The organism is Flexivirga aerilata (assembly GCF_013002715.1).
GTDB lineage: Bacteria > Actinomycetota > Actinomycetes > Actinomycetales > Dermatophilaceae > Flexivirga > Flexivirga aerilata.
In genome coordinates this window covers 2,506,668-2,524,017 of record NZ_JABENB010000001.1, presented here as the reverse complement: position 1 = coordinate 2,524,017, position 17,350 = coordinate 2,506,668, and the positions used below count along the sequence as shown (strand labels likewise).

Sequence of the window (17,350 nt, the reverse complement as noted above, 5' to 3'; positions counted from 1 at the left end):
CGCGTCCCTGCCGGCTCCTCGTTGCTGTTGTTCACGTCCTGCAGTGTCATGCGTTACTACTCCGGTCCCGCCCCAACCATGGGGCGTGTCACGGACCAGAAACACCGAAATTGCGATAGTCCCAACCCGGCCAATTGCACGGCGAGATCGCGGGGTTGAGGAACAACGGAACAGTGGTTAGCGGTAGCCGCGATTGGGCGGAGGGTGGCAGCTCGCCTGTGTGGTGGTGGCCGGGGGGTCTACCGTCGTGATTCATGCCGGTGGAGTTCCTCAGCGATGAGCAGGTTGCCGCGTACGGGTGTTTCGTCGGGAGCCCGTCGCGGGCTGAGGTCGAGCGGTTCTTCTACCTTGATGACGCCGATCGGGATCTGATTGCGCGCCGTCGATCAGATTCGCAGCGTCTGGGCTTCGCGGTGCAGTTGGGCACGCTGCGTTCGGTGGGCCGCTTCTTGGAGGATCCGCTGCTGGTGCCGTGGGCTGCGGTCGAGCTTGTGGCCGAGCAGCTGGGGATCGATGATCCGTCGTGCGTGAAGAAGTACGCCCAGCGACCTCAGACGGCGTACGAGCACTCCTGGGAGATCCGCGATGCGTATGGCTACCGCACGTTCGAGGATCAGGCCGTGGCACAGGAGTTCGCGCGGTTCCTCGCGGGTCGTGCGTGGACGCAGGCTGAGGGCCCGGTTGCCTTGTTCGATCAGGCGGTGGCGTGGCTGCGGCGGCGCCGGGTGCTGCTGCCGGGGGTGAGTGTGCTGACCCGGCAGGTGGCTTCGGCCCGCGAGAACGCCGAGGTTCGGTTGCACACGGTGATGGCGGAGTCGGCGTCTCGCGCGGATGCGGGTTTGCCCCGGCGGCTGGTGGACTTGTTGAAGGTTCCGGAGGGGTCGCGGCTCTCGGTGTTGGAGGAGTTGCGTCGCTCGCCGCGCCGCAGCTCGGGCCCGGAAATGGTGCGGGCGTTGTAGCGTGCCGAGCAGATCGCGCAGCTGGGGGTGGGTCTGGTCGAGGTGGCGGACCTCCCGGCCAACCGGCTGCAGGCGCTGGCCCGGACTGGCCTGGGCAGCAAGGCCACCGCGCTGGCGCGCCTGAGTGAGCCGAAGCGGACCGCGACCCTGGTCGCGGTGGTCGCTCATTTGGAGGCGACCGCGGTCGATGACACGTTAGATCTGTTCGCGTTGCTGATGGCCACCCGGCTGTTCAGTCCGGCCCGGCGCGCCTCGGCCGAGCAGCGGCTTGCCGGGTTGCCGCGCCTGGAGAAGGCGTCCAGGACGATCGCCCGGGCCGGCCGGGCGCTGCTGGAACAGCTCGCGGCAGCTGAAGCCTCGACCGGGCCTGTTGACGTCGCGTCGTTGTGGTCGGCCCTGGAGGCGGTCGCGCCACGCATCGTGGTGGCCGAGGCGATCGAGATTGTCGAGGAGCTGGTACCCGACGATGGCGGATCGGCCGAGGCGGCGATGCGTGCCGCGCTTGCCGGCCGGTACAACACGGTGCGCCCGTTCCTGAACCTGCTGGGTGAGTCGGTGGCGTTGCAGGCCGCGCCCGGTGGTGAACGGATCCTGGCGGCGGTCCGCAGGCTGCCGGAGCTGGCTCGTCGTCGGGTGACACAGAAACCGTTGGAACAGAATGAGATTGACGCTGACCTGGTCAGCCCGGCCTGGCAACGAGCGGTGCATCACGCGCCCGGTCTGCCGGACGGTTGCGTGGACCGGGACGCGTACGTGGTGTGCGTGCTGGAACAGCTGTACAGGGCGCTGGGCCGACGAGACGTGTTCGCTACACCCTCGCGCCGTTGGGCTGACCCGCGGGCTCTGCTGCTGGAAGGTGAGCGATGGGACGCGGTCAGTGCGGACGTACTGGCTGGCCTTGGCCTGACCGAACCGGCACCGGTGGTGCTCGCCCGCCAGCTGGTCACCCTGGACGCAGCGTGGAAGCAGACCGCTGCCCGCCTCGGTGAGGCCGGCGAGGACACCCGCGCCCGGGTCGTGGCCGGGCCGGATGGCCGGGCCCGGGTGCACGTCGATCACCTCGACGCGCTCGGCGAACCCGCCAGCCTCCGGTGGCTACGCAGCACGGCGCAGGCGATGCTGCCCCGGGTAGATCTGCCCGAGCTGCTGCTGGAGGTGCACGCCTGGACGGGGTTCCTTCACTCCTACACGCACCTGGTCGGGGCCTCGACCCGGGCCAAGGACCTGCCGGTCTCGGTGGCGGCGCTGCTGGTCGCCGAGGCCTGCAACGTGGGGCTGACTCCGGTGATCAAGCCCGGTGACGGCGCGTTGTCCCGTGCCCGGCTGGCGCACGTCGATCAGTACTACCTGCGCGCGGACAACCACGCCGCCGCCAACGCCGTCCTCATCGATGCGCAGGCCCAGGTCCCGATCGCCCGCGCCTGGGGCGGCGGGTTGCTGGCCTCGGTCGACGGGCTGCGTTTCGTGGTGCCGGTGCGCACGATCAACGCCGGGCCCTCGCCGAAGTACTTCGGGCACAAGCGCGGGATCACCTGGTTGAATGCGGTCAACGACCAGGTCGCCGGGATCGGGCAGATGGTGGTGCCGGGGACCCCACGGGACTCGCTGTTCATCCTGGATGCGCTGCTGAACCTGGACGCAGGACCGAAACCGGAGATCGTGACCACGGACAACGCCTCGTACAGCGACATGGTCTTTGGCCTGTTCGCGATCCTGGGTTACTGGTTCGCGCCGCGCTTCGCGGACCTGCCCGATCAGCGGTACTGGCGGGGGCCGCTGCCCGACCCGCTCCCCGCCGGCGTGGCGCTGTCGCCCGAGCAGTCCGCCATCGGCGACTACGGCCCGCTGGAGGAGATCGCCCGGCACACCATCAATGTGCGCAAGATCGAAACCCAGTGGCCGGACGTGCTGCGGGTGGCTGGGTCACTGGTCACCGATCAGGTGCGCGCCTACGACCTGGTGCGGATGTTCGGCCGCGACGGGCACCCTACCCCGCTGGGGCAGGCGTTTATCGAGTACGGCCGGATCGCCAAGACGCTGCATCTCCTGGCGCTGGTAGACCCGGTCGATGGGACCTATCAGCGGCGCATGAACCGCCAGCTGACGGTGCAGGAATCCCGGCACGCGCTGGCTCGCAAGATCTGCCACGGCAACCGCGGCCAGATCCGGCAGGCCTACCGCGAGGGCCAAGAAGACCAGCTCGCCGCACTCGGCCTGGTCCTGAACGCGGTCGTACTGTGGAACACCCGCTACCTCGACGCCGTCGTCGAGCAGCTGCGCGACGACGGCCACCCGGTGCGCGAGGAAGACATCGCCCGGCTCTCTCCGCTCGGATACGCACACCTCAACTGTTTGGGCCGTTACGCCTTCACCAGCCAGCCGCCTGCCGGGCTACGACCCCTGCGCGACCCGGACACACGCGACGGCGACGAGTCCTGATATCGCCCCGTAAGGGGATCCTCTATCGAGACTTGAACGTCCGAGGTCGTCAGGCGAACTGCTCGATGCGGCGTTCAGCAGCAGGCCGGGGGCTGGGAGGTGAACTGGTTCGCGGCCATGCCCTGGCCCAAGGCGAACGCGTCTGTGATGGGCAGGACGGTCGCGCCGGGATGTTCGGCGAGCCACGGGGCGGCGGCCTCTGGGGAGGCGAAGAAATGGACTTCGTTGCAGAAGGAAGTGCGGACGGCGGAGACGTCATCTGGGGTGACGATAGAGACGACGGCGTCGGCTGGGGTGATGTCGAAGACATGGTCGGGACTGACGGTCAGCCGGACGGGTTCCCCTGTGGCGTGGCAGGAGGAGGTGACGTGCGCGGTGCGGCCAATCAGGGCCGGGAAGATGAGGGTGTCCAGCGCGCACCAGGTATAGAGGCGGGTGCCCTGTACCTCGAAGCGATGGGCCGTGGGGGTGAGCGTGATGCCCATGCCGATCACTCGGGCCTGCGCGTCCAGTTCGATGCTGGGCAGGTTCGGCAGCGCTGCGTGTATCTGTGCTACGGATCGGCCGGTGGCCGCGGCGAGCTGTTCTGCGCTGACGGGTTGCCCGGCGGTTAGCAGTTGCAGCAGCGGCTGGGTCAGGGTGCGCAGATCGGCCGTGGAGCCGGTGCGGTCGAAGGCCGCGTCGAGCCGGGCGCTGAGTTGTTCGACCTGAGACGTCATCACGGACGGTCCTTTCACATGTACCTATTTGCTTTAACGGATATGAGCATAGTACAGTTATATCCGTTGAAGCGAATAGGAAATTTGAGGGGTGATCTTGTGACAAGCACATCCGATCTGGGTCTGGCGTTCCTGCCGGAGACTGATAGCGGGGTGGAGATGGTGGCCAAGTTTTTCCGGGCGCTGGCTGACCCGACGCGGCTGCGGCTGCTGGAGTTCCTGCTCGCCGAGGAACACACCGTCAGTGACTGTGTCGGGTTCGTCGGCTTGTCCCAAGGCCGCGTGTCCAGCCACCTCGCGTGTCTGGCCGACTGCGGTTACGTCCAGCTCCGCCGGGAGGGTCGCTACGCCCACTACAAGGTGGTCGACCCGCGGGTGGCTGACTTGGTGATGTTGGCGCGGTCGTTGGCCGCGGACAACGCCGCAGCGTTGGCGGCATGCGTGCGGATCCCGGCCGCGTCAGAACAACGGGAAGTGCAGTGATGAACGAGCCTCGTCAGTCGTCGTCGGCTGGTATGTTCGCGATGCTCGGGGTTGCTGGTGTGGTGGTGCTGTGCTGTGCCGGCCCGGCGCTGCTGGCTGGTGGTGCGCTGGCGGTAACCGGTGGGGCGGTGCGCAGCCCGTGGCTGATTGCCGCCGGCGTGGTGCTCGTGGTGGCCGCTGCGGGCTTCACTCTCGCGCGCCACCACCGCCGCAGCGTCCACGGCGGTGCTGCCGGCTCGGATGAGTGCTGCCCGCCGCACACCCGCACCAAGGCCGGTGGGGACAACTTCCCGACGCACCCTGTGGACGAACCCTCCAATCTCGTGGAAAAGAGGACACGGTGAACCGCAGGAGCAGCATGACTCGCCGCGCCAGTGCCGGGCTCGTCATGCTCGCCGCGGGAGCAGTCCTTACCGGGTGCGGCGCCACGTCGACCGCAAGCAGCCCCCAGACCCCGTCAGCTGCGGCGGGGCCACATTCCGGCGCGGCCCCGGCGGTGAGCACCGCCCTGAGGACTATCAACGGTTCGACGGTGCGCGTGCCCAGCAGCAAACCCAGCGTGCTGGTGTTCATCTCGATCAGCTGCGCGGACTGTTCGGCCGCGGCGAAGGCTGTCGCGCAGGCCTCCCGCACCAGCGGTGACAAAGCCACCTTCCTGGCCGTGGACCTCGACCCCGGGGTGGCGCCCCGGGACCTGAGCGGGTTCCTCAGCTCGGTCAACGCGAAGAACCTGCCGTCCGTGGTCGATGAGAAGGCGGCCCTGACCGGCAAGTACCAGGTCTCCGCGTTGAGCAGCGTGATCGTCATCAACCCGGCCGGCAAAGTCACCTACCGCGCGGTCAACCCCACCGCGAACGCGATCACCGCCGCGGTCGCGCACTCATCGTGAACGGGCTGCTCACGCTCGCCTTCACCGGCGGCCTACTCGCCCCCCTCAACCCGTGCGGGTTCGCGCTGCTACCGGCCTACCTCACCCACACCCTTGCCGATCAGCCTGACGCGCCGCTGAGCCGCCGGCTCGGTCATGCCCTGGGCGTGGGGACAGCCCTGGCGCTCGGGTTCGCCGCGACTCTGGCCACCGCAGGCCTAGCGATCAGCGCCGGCGCGCATCAGCTGATCCGCGCCGCCCCGTGGCTCGGATTCGGGGTCGGACTCCTGTTGATCATCCTGGGGCTGGTCGGATTCATCGGCCGCGGACCGCAACTGCGGCTTCGACTGCCAACCCTCGGTGACCCGGGCGCGCACACCGGTATCGCCCGGTGGGCGCTGTTCGGAGTCGGCTACGCCGCGGCGTCGCTGGCCTGCACCTTCGGAGTGCTGCTGGCCGTGATCGCCCAAGCCCAGGCCACCACCGGCTTCGTTGGGCAACTCGGGGTGTTTGCCGCATACGCCGCCGGTTCCATCGCACTGCTGCTGGTGCTGTCCGCCGCAGCGGCACTCACCGGCGCCGCGCTGACCCGCTGGGTCCGGGCCCTGGCCCGCCAACAGGCCCGGATCACCGCAGGCCTGCTGGTGATCACCGGCGCCTACGTGGCGGTGTACTGGTGGCCGGCGGTCACCGGCCGGGCCCGGGTCGGCCACGGGCTGCCCAGCATCGACCGGTGGTCCGCAGCTACGTCGACCTGGCTGCAAGCCCACACCGGCCAGGCCGCCGTGACGGCCGGGGTGGTCCTTGCCCTCGTCCTGGCTGTCGCCGTGGCGGCCCGCGCCAGCCGGAACAACAGCCACGTTGCTGGCGATCGTTGCACGGTCGAGGGTCACACCGTCGAATCGGTAGAGGAGGACTGCTGCGCCCCCGCGCCGGCGCCCAGCGCCTCAGCCCCGAACACCGCACGGGACCCCGGTGACGCAGGTGAGCGTCGCCGAATGGGATCTGACTCCCACCCCGTTAGCTACACCCGCCGCCGGGCACGCAACTGGAAAGAAGGGCACTACGAATGACTGACACCGAATATGACCTGGTAGTGGTGGGATCCGGCGGAGCGGCGATGAGCGCCGCGATCAGCGCCCGCCAGGCCGACAAGACCGTTCTGCTGGTCGACGCCGGCACTCTCGGGGGCACCTGCGTCAATGTCGGCTGCGTCCCCAGCAAGACCCTGCTGCACATCTCCGGCCACCGCGCCGCCGCGGCTGCAAACCCCTACGCCGGGGCGCCCACCTCCGCCGGGCCGGTGGACCTGGCAGCCCTCATCAGCCAGAAGGACGAGCTGGTCGCGCACTTGCGGCAGGGCAAGTACGCCGCGGTCGCTGATGCCTACGGCTTCGAAGTCCGCTCCGGGACCGCCGCGTTCGACCAGGACGGCGTGTTCACCGTCGACGGGCGCCCCCTCCCTGCTGCCGCGGTCCTGCTGGCCACCGGCGCCGAACCTCAGCGCCCGGATCTGCCCGGGCTGGAGGATGTCAGCTACCTGACCTCGACCACGGCCATGGAGCTCACCGAGCTGCCCGAGTCGCTGCTGGTCATCGGCGGCGGTTACGTCGGCATGGAACAAGCCCAACTGTTCGCCGGCCTGGGCGTGAAAGTCACCCTGCTGGGGCGGCTGGCCCCGGCTGCGGAACCGGAACTTCGGCAGGTGATGCGCGAGGCTTTCACCCGCGACGGCATCCGCCTCGTGGAACACCGCGCCCGCGCGGTCGAGGCCGTCGCGGCGGGCGTGACCGTAGTGAGTGACACCGGCCTACGGATCAGCGCCGCCCAGGTGCTGATCGCGACCGGGCGCACCCCGCGGACCTCGGCACTGAACCTGACCGCGGCAGGGGTGAAGACAGACGAGCGTGGCTTCATCGTCGTTGATGAGCATCAGCGCACCTCCAACCCGGCCGTCTTCGCCGCCGGCGATGTCACCGGCGGCCCGCAGTACGTCTACGTCGCCGCCGCGCAAGGCCGGGTCGCGGCGGCCAACGCCTTCGGCGCCACTGATCACGTCGACTACACCGGGCTGCCAGCGGTCATGTTCACCCGACCGCAGCTGGCCTCAGCCGGGCTGAGCAAACAGCAGGCCCTGGACGCCGGCTACACGTGCGCCTGCCGCACCCTGGCTTTGGCCGACGTACCCCGGGCGCTGGTCAACTTCGACACCCTGGGCGCGGTGAAGCTGGTCGCCGACGCCACCACCGGTCGCCTCCTCGGTGTGCACGCCGCGGCCGAGGGCGCCGGTGAGCTGATGCTCGCCGCCACCTACGCGATCAAGACCGGGATGACTGTGCATCAGATGGCCGACGCGTGGGCGCCCTACTTGACGATGGCTGAAAGCCTGCGCGTCGCCGCGAAGCTGTTTGAGCCGGGCGAGCAACTGCCCACCTCCTGCTGCGCCTAACCCATAGCCCAGCATCCACGGCCCAGCACCCGCGCTGGCGCCACCCGACCCTCGCGTCGGCCACCACCCGCGCCCGCTAGCAACCGCCAGCGCGACCAGCACCGAGGAGACCGCTAGACATGACTGAATCATTTGATGCCATCGTGATCGGAACCGGACCGGCCGGGGAATCCGCGGCCGGCCGGCTCCACGCCGGCGGTCAACGGGTGGCCGTAGTCGAAGCCGAGTTAATCGGCGGGGAATGCGCCTACTGGGCGTGCATCCCGTCCAAGACGCTGCTGCGGGCCCCGGAAGTCCACACTGAGGCCGAGCGGGCCCAAGGCGTCAGCACCCCGGAGCTGGACTGGGCCGATTTGCGCGACTACCGCGACTACATGGTCCGCCACCTCGATGACACCGACCAAGTGCAGGGCTACGCCGATCGGGGCGTCACCGTCATCAAAGGCCACGCCACGTTCACCGGCCCCCGCACGATCACCGTCGCCGGTCGGGAGCTGAGCGCGGACAACATCGTCATCGCCACCGGCAGCGAACCCATCATCCCGCCCATCGACGGACTCGATGACGTGCCGGTGTGGACCAACCGGGAAGCGACCACCCTCACCGACATCCCCGCCCGCGCGCTGATCATCGGCGGCAGCGCCGTCGGCGTCGAACTGGCCACCTTCCTGGCCCGGTTCGGCACCCAGGTCAGCATCGTGCAATCAGCAGACCGGATCCTGGACCGCGAAGACCCACGCGTCGGCGAACTCGTCGCCGCGCAGCTGAGCGAGGCCGGTGTCGCGATCCACACCTCCCGCACCGCTCGCCAGGCCCGCCGAGAAGGCGGCGACACCGTCGTCACCATCGATGACGGCACCCAGTTGCGGGTTGACGTCATCATCATCGGCGCCGGCCGCCGCCCTCGCACCGCCGACCTTGACCTGCAGGCAACCGGCATCACCGTCGATGAGCGCGGCGCCATCCCCGTCGACGGCTCGTGCCGCGCCGGCGAGGGTCTGTGGGCGGTCGGCGACGTCACCGCCGTCATGCCCTTCACCCACGTGGGCATGTACCAAGCCCGGGTCGCGGTCGACGCCATCCTCGGCCACACCCACACCGCCCGCTACGACGGCATCCCCCGCGTCGTATTCGGGGACCCCGAAATCGCGGCCGTCGGCATCACCGCCGCCGCCGCACAGGCCGCCGGCCACGACATCCTCACCGCCGAACTCGACCTCGCCGACAGCATCGCCCGCCCATGGACGTACGAGAAGCAACCACGCGGCACCCTCGGCCTCGTCGCCGACGCCACCGAGCAGCGCCTCCTCGGCGCCTACGCCGTCGCCCCACTCGCCAGCGAATGGATCCACCAAGCCGCACTGGCCATCCGCGTCGGAATCCCGCTGGACGCGCTCCGCGACCAGGTCGCCCAATTCCCCACCTACAGCGAGGCCTACCTCGCCGCGATCGAAGCGCTGGCGTAGCTGCACTGCGCCGCCCAGCTAACGCTCCGGTTCAAGCTTCGGTAGATGTGGCTCACGGCAGATGCTTACCCAGCCAGCGCAGCGGCTTGCCGATGACCCGATTGTGATGCCACCCGTGCTCCATACCGTGAGCGCGCAGCCTTCGAAACGCATCCCGCGCGCGGACAGCCGGCCCCGTCTTGGCCTGATCTTCCAACTCCCAAGCCCAGGTGTGTAGCGAATGGGCGCATCGGGTGCACACCGTCACCTCAGGATGATTGCCGAGGTGCACGAACCGATCTGGGTCTTCGACCACGCCACAGCACCAGCACTCCGACCTGCCCGCTGAGGGATCCTGCAGCTCTGTCTGTGCTGTCATCAAGCGCTCCTCATCGTCGAGCCGGCTTCGGTGTCGAGGGAATCCAGTATTGCGCGGTCACTCGCCATCAATCACGTCTGGACCCGTTAGCGAGTCGCTCGGACAGATACGACGAGACCGGCCGGGCGAGCTGGCCAGAGGCATGTTCCGGGCTCCCGGTCAGTCGCCGCAACAGGAACCCTCAACGGAACACATCCCAGTGGATCCGCGATGCCGTCGATTTCGCAGAGCCCCAGCGATCAGTCAATCCCGTAAGACCCGCCCGATTTAATGCCCGGTGAAGGCCGCTCAACCGGTACAGTCACCGGATGGCCAGAATGCTCGTCGGGTACGCCCGCTGCTCCACCGACGACCAGGACCTCACCGCCCAACGCAACGCGCTCGAGGCCCTCGGGGTACAGCCGGAACGGATCTACGTCGACCACGGCCTGACCGGCACCAACCGAGCTCGACCCGGGCTACGCGAGGCCCTGGCCGCATGCCACACCGGCGACACCCTCGTCGTGACCAAACTGGACCGGCTCGCCCGGTCCTTGACCGACGCCCGCAACATCGTCGAAGAACTCACCGCCGCCGAGGTCAAGCTGAACATCGGCGGCTCCGTGCACGACCCGACGGACCCCGTCGGCCGGCTGCTGTTCAACGTTCTGGCGATGATTGCTGAGTTTGAGTCGGACCTAATTCGGATGCGCACCAGGGAAGGGATGAAGGTCGCCAAGGCCAAGGGCCGGCTGCGGGGCAAGGAACCCAAGCTCAAGGCCGCCCAGGAGGCGCACCTGGTTGAGCTGTGGCGCGGTGGCAAGCACACCTCGGCCGAGCTGGCCGACTTGTTCAATGTGGGCCGCTCCACCGTCTACCGCGCGGTCAAACGCGCCGGAGAACCCGAAGGCAGTCCGTCAGACGACTGACGTCATCACCCCGTACGAATCAGTTTGATTGCGGCTGGTGACAGCACCGTTACCAGCCGCCGCAGGCAGCGGCTACCGCTAACCACTGTTCCGTTGTTCCTCGACCCCGGATCGGCGTACGACAACGCGACCAGATCCTCCAGCAAAGGATCCAGCCTGCGGGGATCTTCCACCCTCCCGGTCAGCCACTCGTGCGCGACCTGGAAGTGTCCCTTACCCGGCTGCATTGCCGAACTCTGATGATCGTGATGTGCCATGGGCTTCCCCCCCCCCTCAATGGAAATTGTCATACCGGGCACTCCTTATCGGTGGCGCCGGCGTCACATCCATGTGCCGGTGCGCCCGCGCGGTCGCGCGCCATCGATCAACTGCAGGTTGTCCGCGTGCTTCCCCTCGGCCTCGCGCCGGCACATACCGCCGATCGTTGCGCTGCGCGTCTGCGCGACTTGTTCCGATGTGTCGACGGCGCTGGCTGTGGTCTCGGCCGACGCGATCGCCGCGGCCAGCATCCGCCGGGCGCCAGAATCGTCCGTCTCGGTGACCTTGGTGCCTTTGTCCCACCGGTCCTGCTCGGGTACCGGCATGCCGACGTCGGCATGCCGGTAGAGCGCATTCTCTGCCGCCCGCAACACCCTGACGTCCTCAAGCGCGCGCTCGTGCTCGTGCGTAATGCGGGCTTGCACCACCAGATCTACGGCCTCGGCGCTGATCCCGGCGTCGGCGAGGATCTGCAGCTGTTCGGCTTCGTCGGGCTGCGGAGCGAGTCCGCCGAGATCAAAGACTCCGCGGCCGCCCATCACCGGCCACCTCCCGAGCCGTTGCCACCAACTCGTGCTGACCGTGCCTCAGTCACGGTGAACCTGATGCCCGGCCAGCCACCGGACGGGAAGACATACCGGGTACCGCTGTCGTCGACGACGGTAAGCGTTCCGTTGGCGTCGTAGCCCTGCGACAACGCAGCCGGGTCCAGGAGCTCGAGCCGACCGGAGTACCGGGAGAACAGCACCACGTCGCGTCGTTCCAGTCGCAGGGCGTGCCCGTCCAGACGGTCCACGGTCACCGGACCGATGCCCGGCACCAACAGCGCTAGGTGCGTCACCACGTCCTGCGTCGGCTTCTCGACGTCACCCGGGTCAAATGGCCCTTTTCCCTGGCCGGCGCTGACGTTCATCGCCCACCTCCAATAGCGTCCACGTCGTCCTCGTGTTCGGGTTCCGGTTCGTTCGCAGGCTGTGCCATGGTGCCGAGCTCCAATGTCGATCAGGGTCTGGCCTGGCGATCGGGTCGCAGGTCAGGCCATCGTCTGTGCTGGGTGTGACGTCATTTGCCATGCTCGCCGCGTCGAGCTTCAGGCATTCCGGTCGGGTTCGACGACCAGCACCTCGAGTGGGTCGCCAACGTTGTACTCACTCAGCGTCTCTTTGATGCACCGCAATGAGGTCGCCCGATCAAGGCCGCCCGACCCTGCCCCGATCAGTGGCATCGCGATGCGCTGCATCCGGTAGATGCTTGCCGCCCGGATGGCCGAGTGAACCGATGTTTGGATGGTGGCCTCGGTGGCTCTCCATCGGAGGTTGAGTCCGGCCACGTGGATGAGCTTCAGGTCTGTGCTCAGCTCGCCCGCATCGGTGACCACGCACCCGCCGGAGAGAAGCAATCCGGCGCCGGCGAGCTGCTTCCCATGGTCCTGTCCCGGTATGTCGCTTCAGTGCCCTGCTGACCCCGCTTGGGTACAGCAACCAGCGTGGCATGTAGTTGCGGTTCCACGTGTTGACCAGTGCGTCGACATCGCGCTGGCCGGTGAGATCGCCGCTGACCCTGCGGACCCGCACCGCGACCGCTGCCCGTTCGGACGTCGGGTCGAACCGTTCGGCGGCCATCAGCTGGCCGCCCGGTCCGGGTTGAGCCACTCGTGGTTACGGATGATCGCCTCGGTCCGCTCGGACAGCTCGACGGGTGCCCCACCGTCGTCTGACCGGTTGCAGACCTCGTCGCGCAGGATCCGCTCGGCGTCGGCTCGGTGGCCTTCGGCCTCGAACACGGCGACCAGGTCGAGCTTGGCGATTTCTGAGTCGGGTGCGACAGCGGTGGCGATCTCGGCCGCCGCCCGGGCACGGACAAGATCTCCGGATTCCAAGCACGAGGTGGTGACCATGTGCGCGACGTCGACGATGGCGGCGTTCATGTGGTGATCGATCCGGTCGCCACCGGCCAACCACTCTCCGCCGCCGGGGCGCATCTGATCGAAGGGCCGACCGTCGACCAGCTGGAGGGCACGTAGCAGATCGGCGATGCCCTCGCTCCCGCCGCGGGCCTCACCTCGGGCGCGCAACCTGCGGAACAGGTCGATGTCGACCAGGATGTCCTCCACCTCGTACACCCCGACGCCGCGGCATTTGGCTGCTGCCGATTCGCGTGCGTTCGGCAGGTGCTTTTTGCCGGTGCGTGGGTTCACCCCAAGCCAGTCGCGCACCATCTTGATGTCACTGCGGGCCCGTCCCTCGGTGAGGTCGAACGCCTCAGCCAGTTGGGCCGGGGTCGCACCATAGGGCCGTGTTGCCAGGTACGCCAGCAGCTCGGTGGCGTAGGGCTTGCGCTTGGCCACCGCCACGGCGGAGCCGTGCGTTCGTGCATGGATCGGGCCCAGCAGAGTCAGACGCGGCAACGGACAATCGTCGTTGAACCAGGCCGTGACGTCGTCATCGAGGGTCGGGTCGGCGGCTTCGATGTCTGCCCGGACCTGGGCCGGGACCTGTGGGGCCAGCGCTTTCAGGTCTTCTTCGGTCGTCGCGGCCGCGGCGACGTAATCGGCGTCCTCGGCGTCAAGCACGCTCTCGGCTGTCTCGTCGTCGCGGTCCTCGCGCGGCTTAGTGTGCTCCTCCCGCAGCGCGCCGGCCTCATTGGTGAACGACCGCCATCCGTCGGTGGCGTCCTTGTCGACCGGGATCTCGACGTCATCGAGGACCTCGCTGTTCGCGAACAGCGTGGCGCAACCCTTGGCCTCGTCGGCGGTCAGTCCGACCGCCACCAGGTCCAGGCCGGCGCGAGGCATCGTCAGCCGCCCGGTGGAGCTGAGGTTGAGCACGGTTCCAGTCGGGGGTTCTTCGCTCTGCGTGGCTGACACCACGATCGCGGTGCCGGTCTTTCCGCTGTGCTGCTCGACCAGGTCGAGCAGCTGGTCGACGACCTTCCGATCCGCAGTCCGGTCGGCATCAACCAGCAGAAGCCGGGCGGGCCACACATCGTCATCGGCTTTGCTGCCGCGGCCGGTTGCCACGTCGACCTGTTGCGCTTCGGCGCGGTCGATCATCGCCACGGCATCGGCGACGGCCTCCGCGGCAGCGTCACCGGACGCGTCGTGGTAGCGGACCCGCTCGGGGTTCAGCCCGGCGACTTCGCTGGCAACGCCGATGCAGTCGACCGTGACGCCGGCCGACCACGGGTTCAGCGCGAGTTCTGCCGCGAGGTACCGGGCGAAGTCGCGCGCGTAGGTGGCGTCTCCCGTCAGGTTGATCGCGGCGAGGTCCTCGCAGTTGAGCAGCCACACGCGGTCATCGTCGCTGGAACCGATCGTGACCAGGAGCGGGTAGGGCGCAGGCTGGTCCTGGTCCAGGTCGGCGGGCACACCGGCAAGGCCATCAGCCGGGCACACCCAGTGCAGCCGATCGTCGGTGCCTTCCCATGGCTCGGGCAGGGAGCTCGGGCTGCTCAGGTGCACCACGATCTGTGTGGTGCCGAGTTCAACCGCGGCGACCGGCGGCAGTGCCAACCCGGCGTCTGTGGCGTGGGCCGCCAGACTCCGCAGCAGCGTGTCCATCTGCTCGACCGTGGGAGCCGACGTCGCACCGACAACGGTGATGGTCTTCTCGACCGGTGCCAGCTCGGGCTCCGGTACGGCGATCGTGCGCCCCGGACGGCGGGCTCGGAACTGGGTGCGACGACGCCGGCGCAGCGTGAGCCACGCCGAACCCGCCAGGATCGCGCCGGCGCCCGTGAGGCCGGTCAGCATCCAGGGCGCGCTGCTCGCGTGCTGTTGGTCCAGCTGGGCCTCGTGCGGAACGGTCTGCTGATCCGCGGACTGTGTCGGCGTCGGCGTGCTGTGCGTTTGCGACGGCGCTGGGGTTTCGTGCGTGGCCTTCGGTGCGGGCGCCTGATGGGTAGGAGCCGGGACCGCAGGTGGTGTCGCCGGTGCACTGTGTTTCGGTGCACTGTGTTTCGGTGCGGGCGCATGCTTTGGCGCCGTGTGTTTGGTGATCACGGGCTTGACGTGATCGCTGCTCGTTGAGCCAGGGATGACCAGCGTCCATCCTGCGCCGATCTGGTTGGGGTTGGTCAGGTGGGTGCCGCCCGGCTGCACGATCGCCTTCGAGGCCGCTTCGATCTCGGGGTATCGGTTGGCGTCGCCGAGTTGCTTTTGCGCGATCCCGGACAAGGTCTGCCCGGCGTGCACGGTCACGGTGTGCTCACTCGTTGACGTCTGCCCCGCGGGTGCCGGCAAGTGGAGGGTCCAGCCGGGTTTCAAGAAGCCTGGCTTGTTGCCCAGCACGTCGTGATTCAACGCGGCGATCTCGGTGTATCGCTCGCCCGAACCCAGGTGATCTCGGGCGATGGACCACAAGGTTTCTCCGGGTTGCACCGTGTGTTTGACCGTGTGGGTGGCTGCCGGCGTGGTGGCCTGCTGCCCGTGGCTCGTGCCCTTGGCCTGCGGGGCGGACTTGCTGCCCGGGTGGGCGACAGAGGAGGCCGTCACGTTCTGCGACGCGGGCAGCGGGGCGGCGTTGGCCAGCTGAGCGGTGACCGGCGAGGCGGTGAACAGCAGAATGGCCATGCCGACCATGCCCTTGGCGGCCGACTGCGGCATGCGCAGGCCGGGCAGCTGCGGTGCTCGAACTCCTCTCGCGCGGGCGAAGATCTCCAGCACGATCGACACCGTCAGGAACGCCCATGCCACCCAAGCGATGACTTTGACGGCAGATAGGGCGAGAGTGCCGTCGTCGGGGTTGGTCAATGCGGTCTTGATGCCGTCGAGCGTCGGCACCGACAGGTGCGCCGGGCTGGCTCCCACGGCAAGCAGCACCAGGGGCAACCCGATGATGATGCCCAGGATCAGCAAGGTGGCGAACAGTCCGGCGAGCCGGGCGCGGATGCCTCTCATCGGGCTACTCCATTCTGCGCGCGGATCAGACGCGCGCTGCTGTGGCCGGTGACGTGCAGGCTCCCGATCCCCATGACCGACAGGAACTTGGTCTGGTAGTTCTGCGAGGTCGTCACCACCAAGGTGTCGTTACTCGTGACCGCAACCGTGCCGTCTACTCCGGCCGCTGCCAGGTAGCTGCGGGCAGCGGCTGCCGCTGCATTGGTGTCGATCTGGGCACCCTGGCCCTCGACAGCGGGCCCACCGAGGACCTGCTCGCCGCCTGCACGTGCGGCCTGGCCGGCCACATCCCGGGCGCGCTGCTGAGCAGCGACCTGCCCGCCGAGGTCGACGGCCAGACCTACGAGCACGATCATCACGAAGGCCGCCGCGGCCATGAAGATGGTTACCGAACCGCGTTCGCGGTCGAGTCCCTGATGCTGCTTCTTGCCCATCTGCATCATCTCTCCCGGTATGTGTCGAGCGGGCTGGTCATCGTCTCGGTGATCGTCATCGACCCCGGAACACCAGGCACGGACACGTCCGACAGGTCGACAGTGCAGCGAACCGTCGCCCGGATGGTGGCCGGCGTCCCCACCGGAGCGGCGAAACCGGAGGCGTCGACGTCGACCTGTTGCGAGATGCAGTGCAGGCCCTGTGATGTCAGGCTTGCCGCCGCACCACTGGCCCCGCTGCCCTGTGCGGCTCCTTCGGTCCGTTCCAGTGATGCTGTCCGGGCGGCTTCGGCTGCTGCTGACTGCACCGCTTGGTGCGCCATCGCGACCCGGCCGCCGAAGATCACCAACAGCACAAAGAGCATGAACGCTGGCACCGCGATGGCTGCCTCGATGGCGGCCGAGCCCTCCTCCGGATCGCGACGGATGCGTAGCCAGCTCATCGGGTGAGCCTTTCCACCGGCACCGTGGCGCTTTGGTGCACCGTGATGGTCCAGCCAGGGATGATGCTCATCGAGGTCCCACTGACGGTGACCGTTGCCCGGTTTCCGGAGCGGCCGCCGCTGACGTGGACGCCGGCGAGGACATCGCTGCCACCGGCATCGCTGACGAAAGAGGCAGCATCGCTGATCCCGGCCGCCGCGGACCCGTTCTGCGCACCGGCAGTGCGTGCACCTTCTTGTGCCGCAGCGATCGCGACGGACCGTGCATGGAACCAGAGTGCGGCTTGCATGCCCAGGAACATCACCGTGAAGAGCGCAGGCAGGAGCACAATCATCTGGATGGAGCTCGATCCGCGTTCGCGTTCCGCCCCGACTCGGCGACCGAGTCGGGTGCGCAACAGCGTGACGATCCTGGTCATTGGTCTGTCCGGTCCGTCTACTTGATGTCGCCGGACTTGCTGCGGACATAGGCGGTGATGGCTGTCACGACGATGCCGGCGATCGCGATCACGGCAACCGCCCAGACAACGGACTCGATCGAGACCGAGCCCTCCTCCTGGTTGTCACGCATGGTGATGCGGGCCTCGTCGAGGCTGTTCTGCATGCGTGCGCCGAGAGTGTGCAAAGTGGCGATGAGCTGAATCATGGTTTGTGCCTTTCTTCTAGTTA

General features: G+C 68.2%; 18 protein-coding genes and 1 pseudogene. 8 read left to right on the top strand and 11 right to left on the bottom strand.

The window, feature by feature from the left end:
• Positions 1 to 254 precede the first annotated feature (254 nt).
• Positions 255 to 3,398 (top strand): annotated as a pseudogene (locus HJ588_RS11865) (Tn3 family transposase).
• 74 nt (positions 3,399 to 3,472) lie between these two features.
• Here HJ588_RS11865 and merB read toward each other — a convergent pair.
• Complete coding sequence (merB, locus tag HJ588_RS11860; protein ID WP_171155192.1) at positions 3,473 to 4,117, bottom strand: organomercurial lyase MerB; 645 nt, start codon at positions 4,115 to 4,117, stop codon at positions 3,473 to 3,475.
• Positions 4,118 to 4,216: 99 nt separating this feature from the next.
• Here merB and HJ588_RS11855 point away from each other — a divergent pair, with 99 nt between their 5' ends.
• The 6 genes from HJ588_RS11855 (at position 4,217) to HJ588_RS11830 (ending at position 9,383) form a co-directional block, all read left to right on the top strand.
• On the top strand, positions 4,217 to 4,600 hold the full coding sequence (locus HJ588_RS11855) for an ArsR/SmtB family transcription factor (protein WP_265443906.1): 384 nt from the start codon (positions 4,217 to 4,219) through the stop codon (positions 4,598 to 4,600).
• A gap of 32 nt (positions 4,601 to 4,632) precedes the next feature.
• Positions 4,633 to 4,944, top strand: a complete 312-nt coding sequence (locus HJ588_RS11850; protein ID WP_171150740.1) for a hypothetical protein — start codon at positions 4,633 to 4,635, stop codon at positions 4,942 to 4,944.
• Between the two features lie 14 nt (positions 4,945 to 4,958).
• A complete protein-coding gene (locus HJ588_RS11845) occupies positions 4,959 to 5,489 on the top strand; it encodes a TlpA family protein disulfide reductase (RefSeq protein WP_171155190.1) in 531 nt (176 codons plus the stop codon).
• Entirely contained in the window at positions 5,486 to 6,541 is a 1,056-nt protein-coding gene (locus HJ588_RS11840) for a cytochrome c biogenesis protein CcdA (protein ID WP_171155188.1), read from the top strand. The genes HJ588_RS11845 and HJ588_RS11840 overlap by 4 nt, the downstream gene beginning before the upstream one ends.
• On the top strand, positions 6,538 to 7,917 hold the full coding sequence (merA, locus tag HJ588_RS11835; protein WP_171155186.1) for a mercury(II) reductase: 1,380 nt from the start codon (positions 6,538 to 6,540) through the stop codon (positions 7,915 to 7,917). Before HJ588_RS11840 ends, merA begins: the two co-directional genes overlap by 4 nt.
• Positions 7,918 to 8,036: 119 nt before the next feature.
• The gene (locus HJ588_RS11830; RefSeq protein WP_171155184.1) at positions 8,037 to 9,383 is read left to right on the top strand and encodes a dihydrolipoyl dehydrogenase family protein; all 1,347 of its coding nucleotides are present in this window, start codon (positions 8,037 to 8,039) and stop codon (positions 9,381 to 9,383) included.
• Positions 9,384 to 9,435: 52 nt separating this feature from the next.
• On the opposite strand, the gene HJ588_RS11825 is transcribed toward HJ588_RS11830, so the two are convergent.
• The gene (locus HJ588_RS11825) at positions 9,436 to 9,741 is read right to left on the bottom strand and encodes a hypothetical protein (RefSeq protein WP_171155182.1); all 306 of its coding nucleotides are present in this window, start codon (positions 9,739 to 9,741) and stop codon (positions 9,436 to 9,438) included.
• Between the two features lie 308 nt (positions 9,742 to 10,049).
• On the opposite strand from HJ588_RS11825, the gene HJ588_RS11820 reads away from it, so the two are divergent.
• Positions 10,050 to 10,649, top strand: a complete 600-nt coding sequence (locus HJ588_RS11820) for a recombinase family protein (RefSeq protein ID WP_171155180.1) — start codon at positions 10,050 to 10,052, stop codon at positions 10,647 to 10,649.
• A gap of 5 nt (positions 10,650 to 10,654) precedes the next feature.
• Here the strand turns inward: HJ588_RS11820 and HJ588_RS11815 are convergent, their stop codons facing one another.
• From HJ588_RS11815 to HJ588_RS11775, 9 genes are all read right to left on the bottom strand, one after another.
• Entirely contained in the window at positions 10,655 to 10,939 is a 285-nt protein-coding gene (locus HJ588_RS11815; RefSeq protein ID WP_171155177.1) for a hypothetical protein, read from the bottom strand.
• Positions 10,940 to 10,969: 30 nt separating this feature from the next.
• Positions 10,970 to 11,446: a hypothetical protein gene (locus HJ588_RS11810; protein ID WP_171155175.1), complete on the bottom strand. Its 477-nt coding sequence runs from the start codon at positions 11,444 to 11,446 to the stop codon at positions 10,970 to 10,972.
• Positions 11,446 to 11,820 carry a hypothetical protein gene (locus HJ588_RS11805; protein ID WP_171155173.1) on the bottom strand — a complete coding sequence of 125 codons (375 nt, stop codon included), beginning with the start codon at positions 11,818 to 11,820 and terminating at the stop codon, positions 11,446 to 11,448. The genes HJ588_RS11810 and HJ588_RS11805 overlap by 1 nt, the downstream gene beginning before the upstream one ends.
• A gap of 177 nt (positions 11,821 to 11,997) precedes the next feature.
• On the bottom strand, positions 11,998 to 12,306 hold the full coding sequence (locus tag HJ588_RS11800; protein ID WP_246241811.1) for a macro domain-containing protein: 309 nt from the start codon (positions 12,304 to 12,306) through the stop codon (positions 11,998 to 12,000).
• A gap of 222 nt (positions 12,307 to 12,528) precedes the next feature.
• Complete coding sequence (locus tag HJ588_RS11795; protein ID WP_171155169.1) at positions 12,529 to 15,486, bottom strand: LysM peptidoglycan-binding domain-containing protein; 2,958 nt, start codon at positions 15,484 to 15,486, stop codon at positions 12,529 to 12,531.
• A gap of 314 nt (positions 15,487 to 15,800) precedes the next feature.
• The gene (locus HJ588_RS11790; RefSeq protein WP_171155167.1) at positions 15,801 to 16,238 is read right to left on the bottom strand and encodes a TadE/TadG family type IV pilus assembly protein; all 438 of its coding nucleotides are present in this window, start codon (positions 16,236 to 16,238) and stop codon (positions 15,801 to 15,803) included.
• Between the two features lie 5 nt (positions 16,239 to 16,243).
• A complete protein-coding gene (locus HJ588_RS11785) occupies positions 16,244 to 16,681 on the bottom strand; it encodes a TadE family protein (protein ID WP_171155165.1) in 438 nt (145 codons plus the stop codon).
• The gene (locus HJ588_RS11780) at positions 16,678 to 17,100 is read right to left on the bottom strand and encodes a TadE family protein (protein ID WP_171155163.1); all 423 of its coding nucleotides are present in this window, start codon (positions 17,098 to 17,100) and stop codon (positions 16,678 to 16,680) included. The genes HJ588_RS11785 and HJ588_RS11780 overlap by 4 nt, the downstream gene beginning before the upstream one ends.
• 17 nt (positions 17,101 to 17,117) lie before the next feature.
• Entirely contained in the window at positions 17,118 to 17,327 is a 210-nt protein-coding gene (locus HJ588_RS11775; RefSeq protein ID WP_171155161.1) for a hypothetical protein, read from the bottom strand.
• Positions 17,328 to 17,350: the final 23 nt, after the last annotated feature.

Coding starts and splice junctions, on each gene's coding strand:
- merB (WP_171155192.1), bottom strand. CDS start 4,117: ATGACGTCTCAGGTCGAACAACTCAGCGCCCGGCTCGACGCGGCCTTC.
- HJ588_RS11850 (WP_171150740.1), top strand. CDS start 4,633: ATGTTCGCGATGCTCGGGGTTGCTGGTGTGGTGGTGCTGTGCTGTGCC.
- HJ588_RS11845 (WP_171155190.1), top strand. CDS start 4,959: ATGACTCGCCGCGCCAGTGCCGGGCTCGTCATGCTCGCCGCGGGAGCA.
- merA (WP_171155186.1), top strand. CDS start 6,538: ATGACTGACACCGAATATGACCTGGTAGTGGTGGGATCCGGCGGAGCG.
- HJ588_RS11830 (WP_171155184.1), top strand. CDS start 8,037: ATGACTGAATCATTTGATGCCATCGTGATCGGAACCGGACCGGCCGGG.
- HJ588_RS11825 (WP_171155182.1), bottom strand. CDS start 9,741: ATGACAGCACAGACAGAGCTGCAGGATCCCTCAGCGGGCAGGTCGGAG.
- HJ588_RS11820 (WP_171155180.1), top strand. CDS start 10,050: ATGGCCAGAATGCTCGTCGGGTACGCCCGCTGCTCCACCGACGACCAG.
- HJ588_RS11815 (WP_171155177.1), bottom strand. CDS start 10,939: ATGACAATTTCCATTGAGGGGGGGGGGAAGCCCATGGCACATCACGAT.
- HJ588_RS11810 (WP_171155175.1), bottom strand. CDS start 11,446: ATGGGCGGCCGCGGAGTCTTTGATCTCGGCGGACTCGCTCCGCAGCCC.
- HJ588_RS11805 (WP_171155173.1), bottom strand. CDS start 11,820: ATGAACGTCAGCGCCGGCCAGGGAAAAGGGCCATTTGACCCGGGTGAC.
- HJ588_RS11795 (WP_171155169.1), bottom strand. CDS start 15,486: ATGGTCGGCATGGCCATTCTGCTGTTCACCGCCTCGCCGGTCACCGCT.
- HJ588_RS11790 (WP_171155167.1), bottom strand. CDS start 16,238: ATGGGCAAGAAGCAGCATCAGGGACTCGACCGCGAACGCGGTTCGGTA.
- HJ588_RS11785 (WP_171155165.1), bottom strand. CDS start 16,681: ATGAGCTGGCTACGCATCCGTCGCGATCCGGAGGAGGGCTCGGCCGCC.
- HJ588_RS11780 (WP_171155163.1), bottom strand. CDS start 17,100: ATGACCAGGATCGTCACGCTGTTGCGCACCCGACTCGGTCGCCGAGTC.
- HJ588_RS11775 (WP_171155161.1), bottom strand. CDS start 17,327: ATGATTCAGCTCATCGCCACTTTGCACACTCTCGGCGCACGCATGCAG.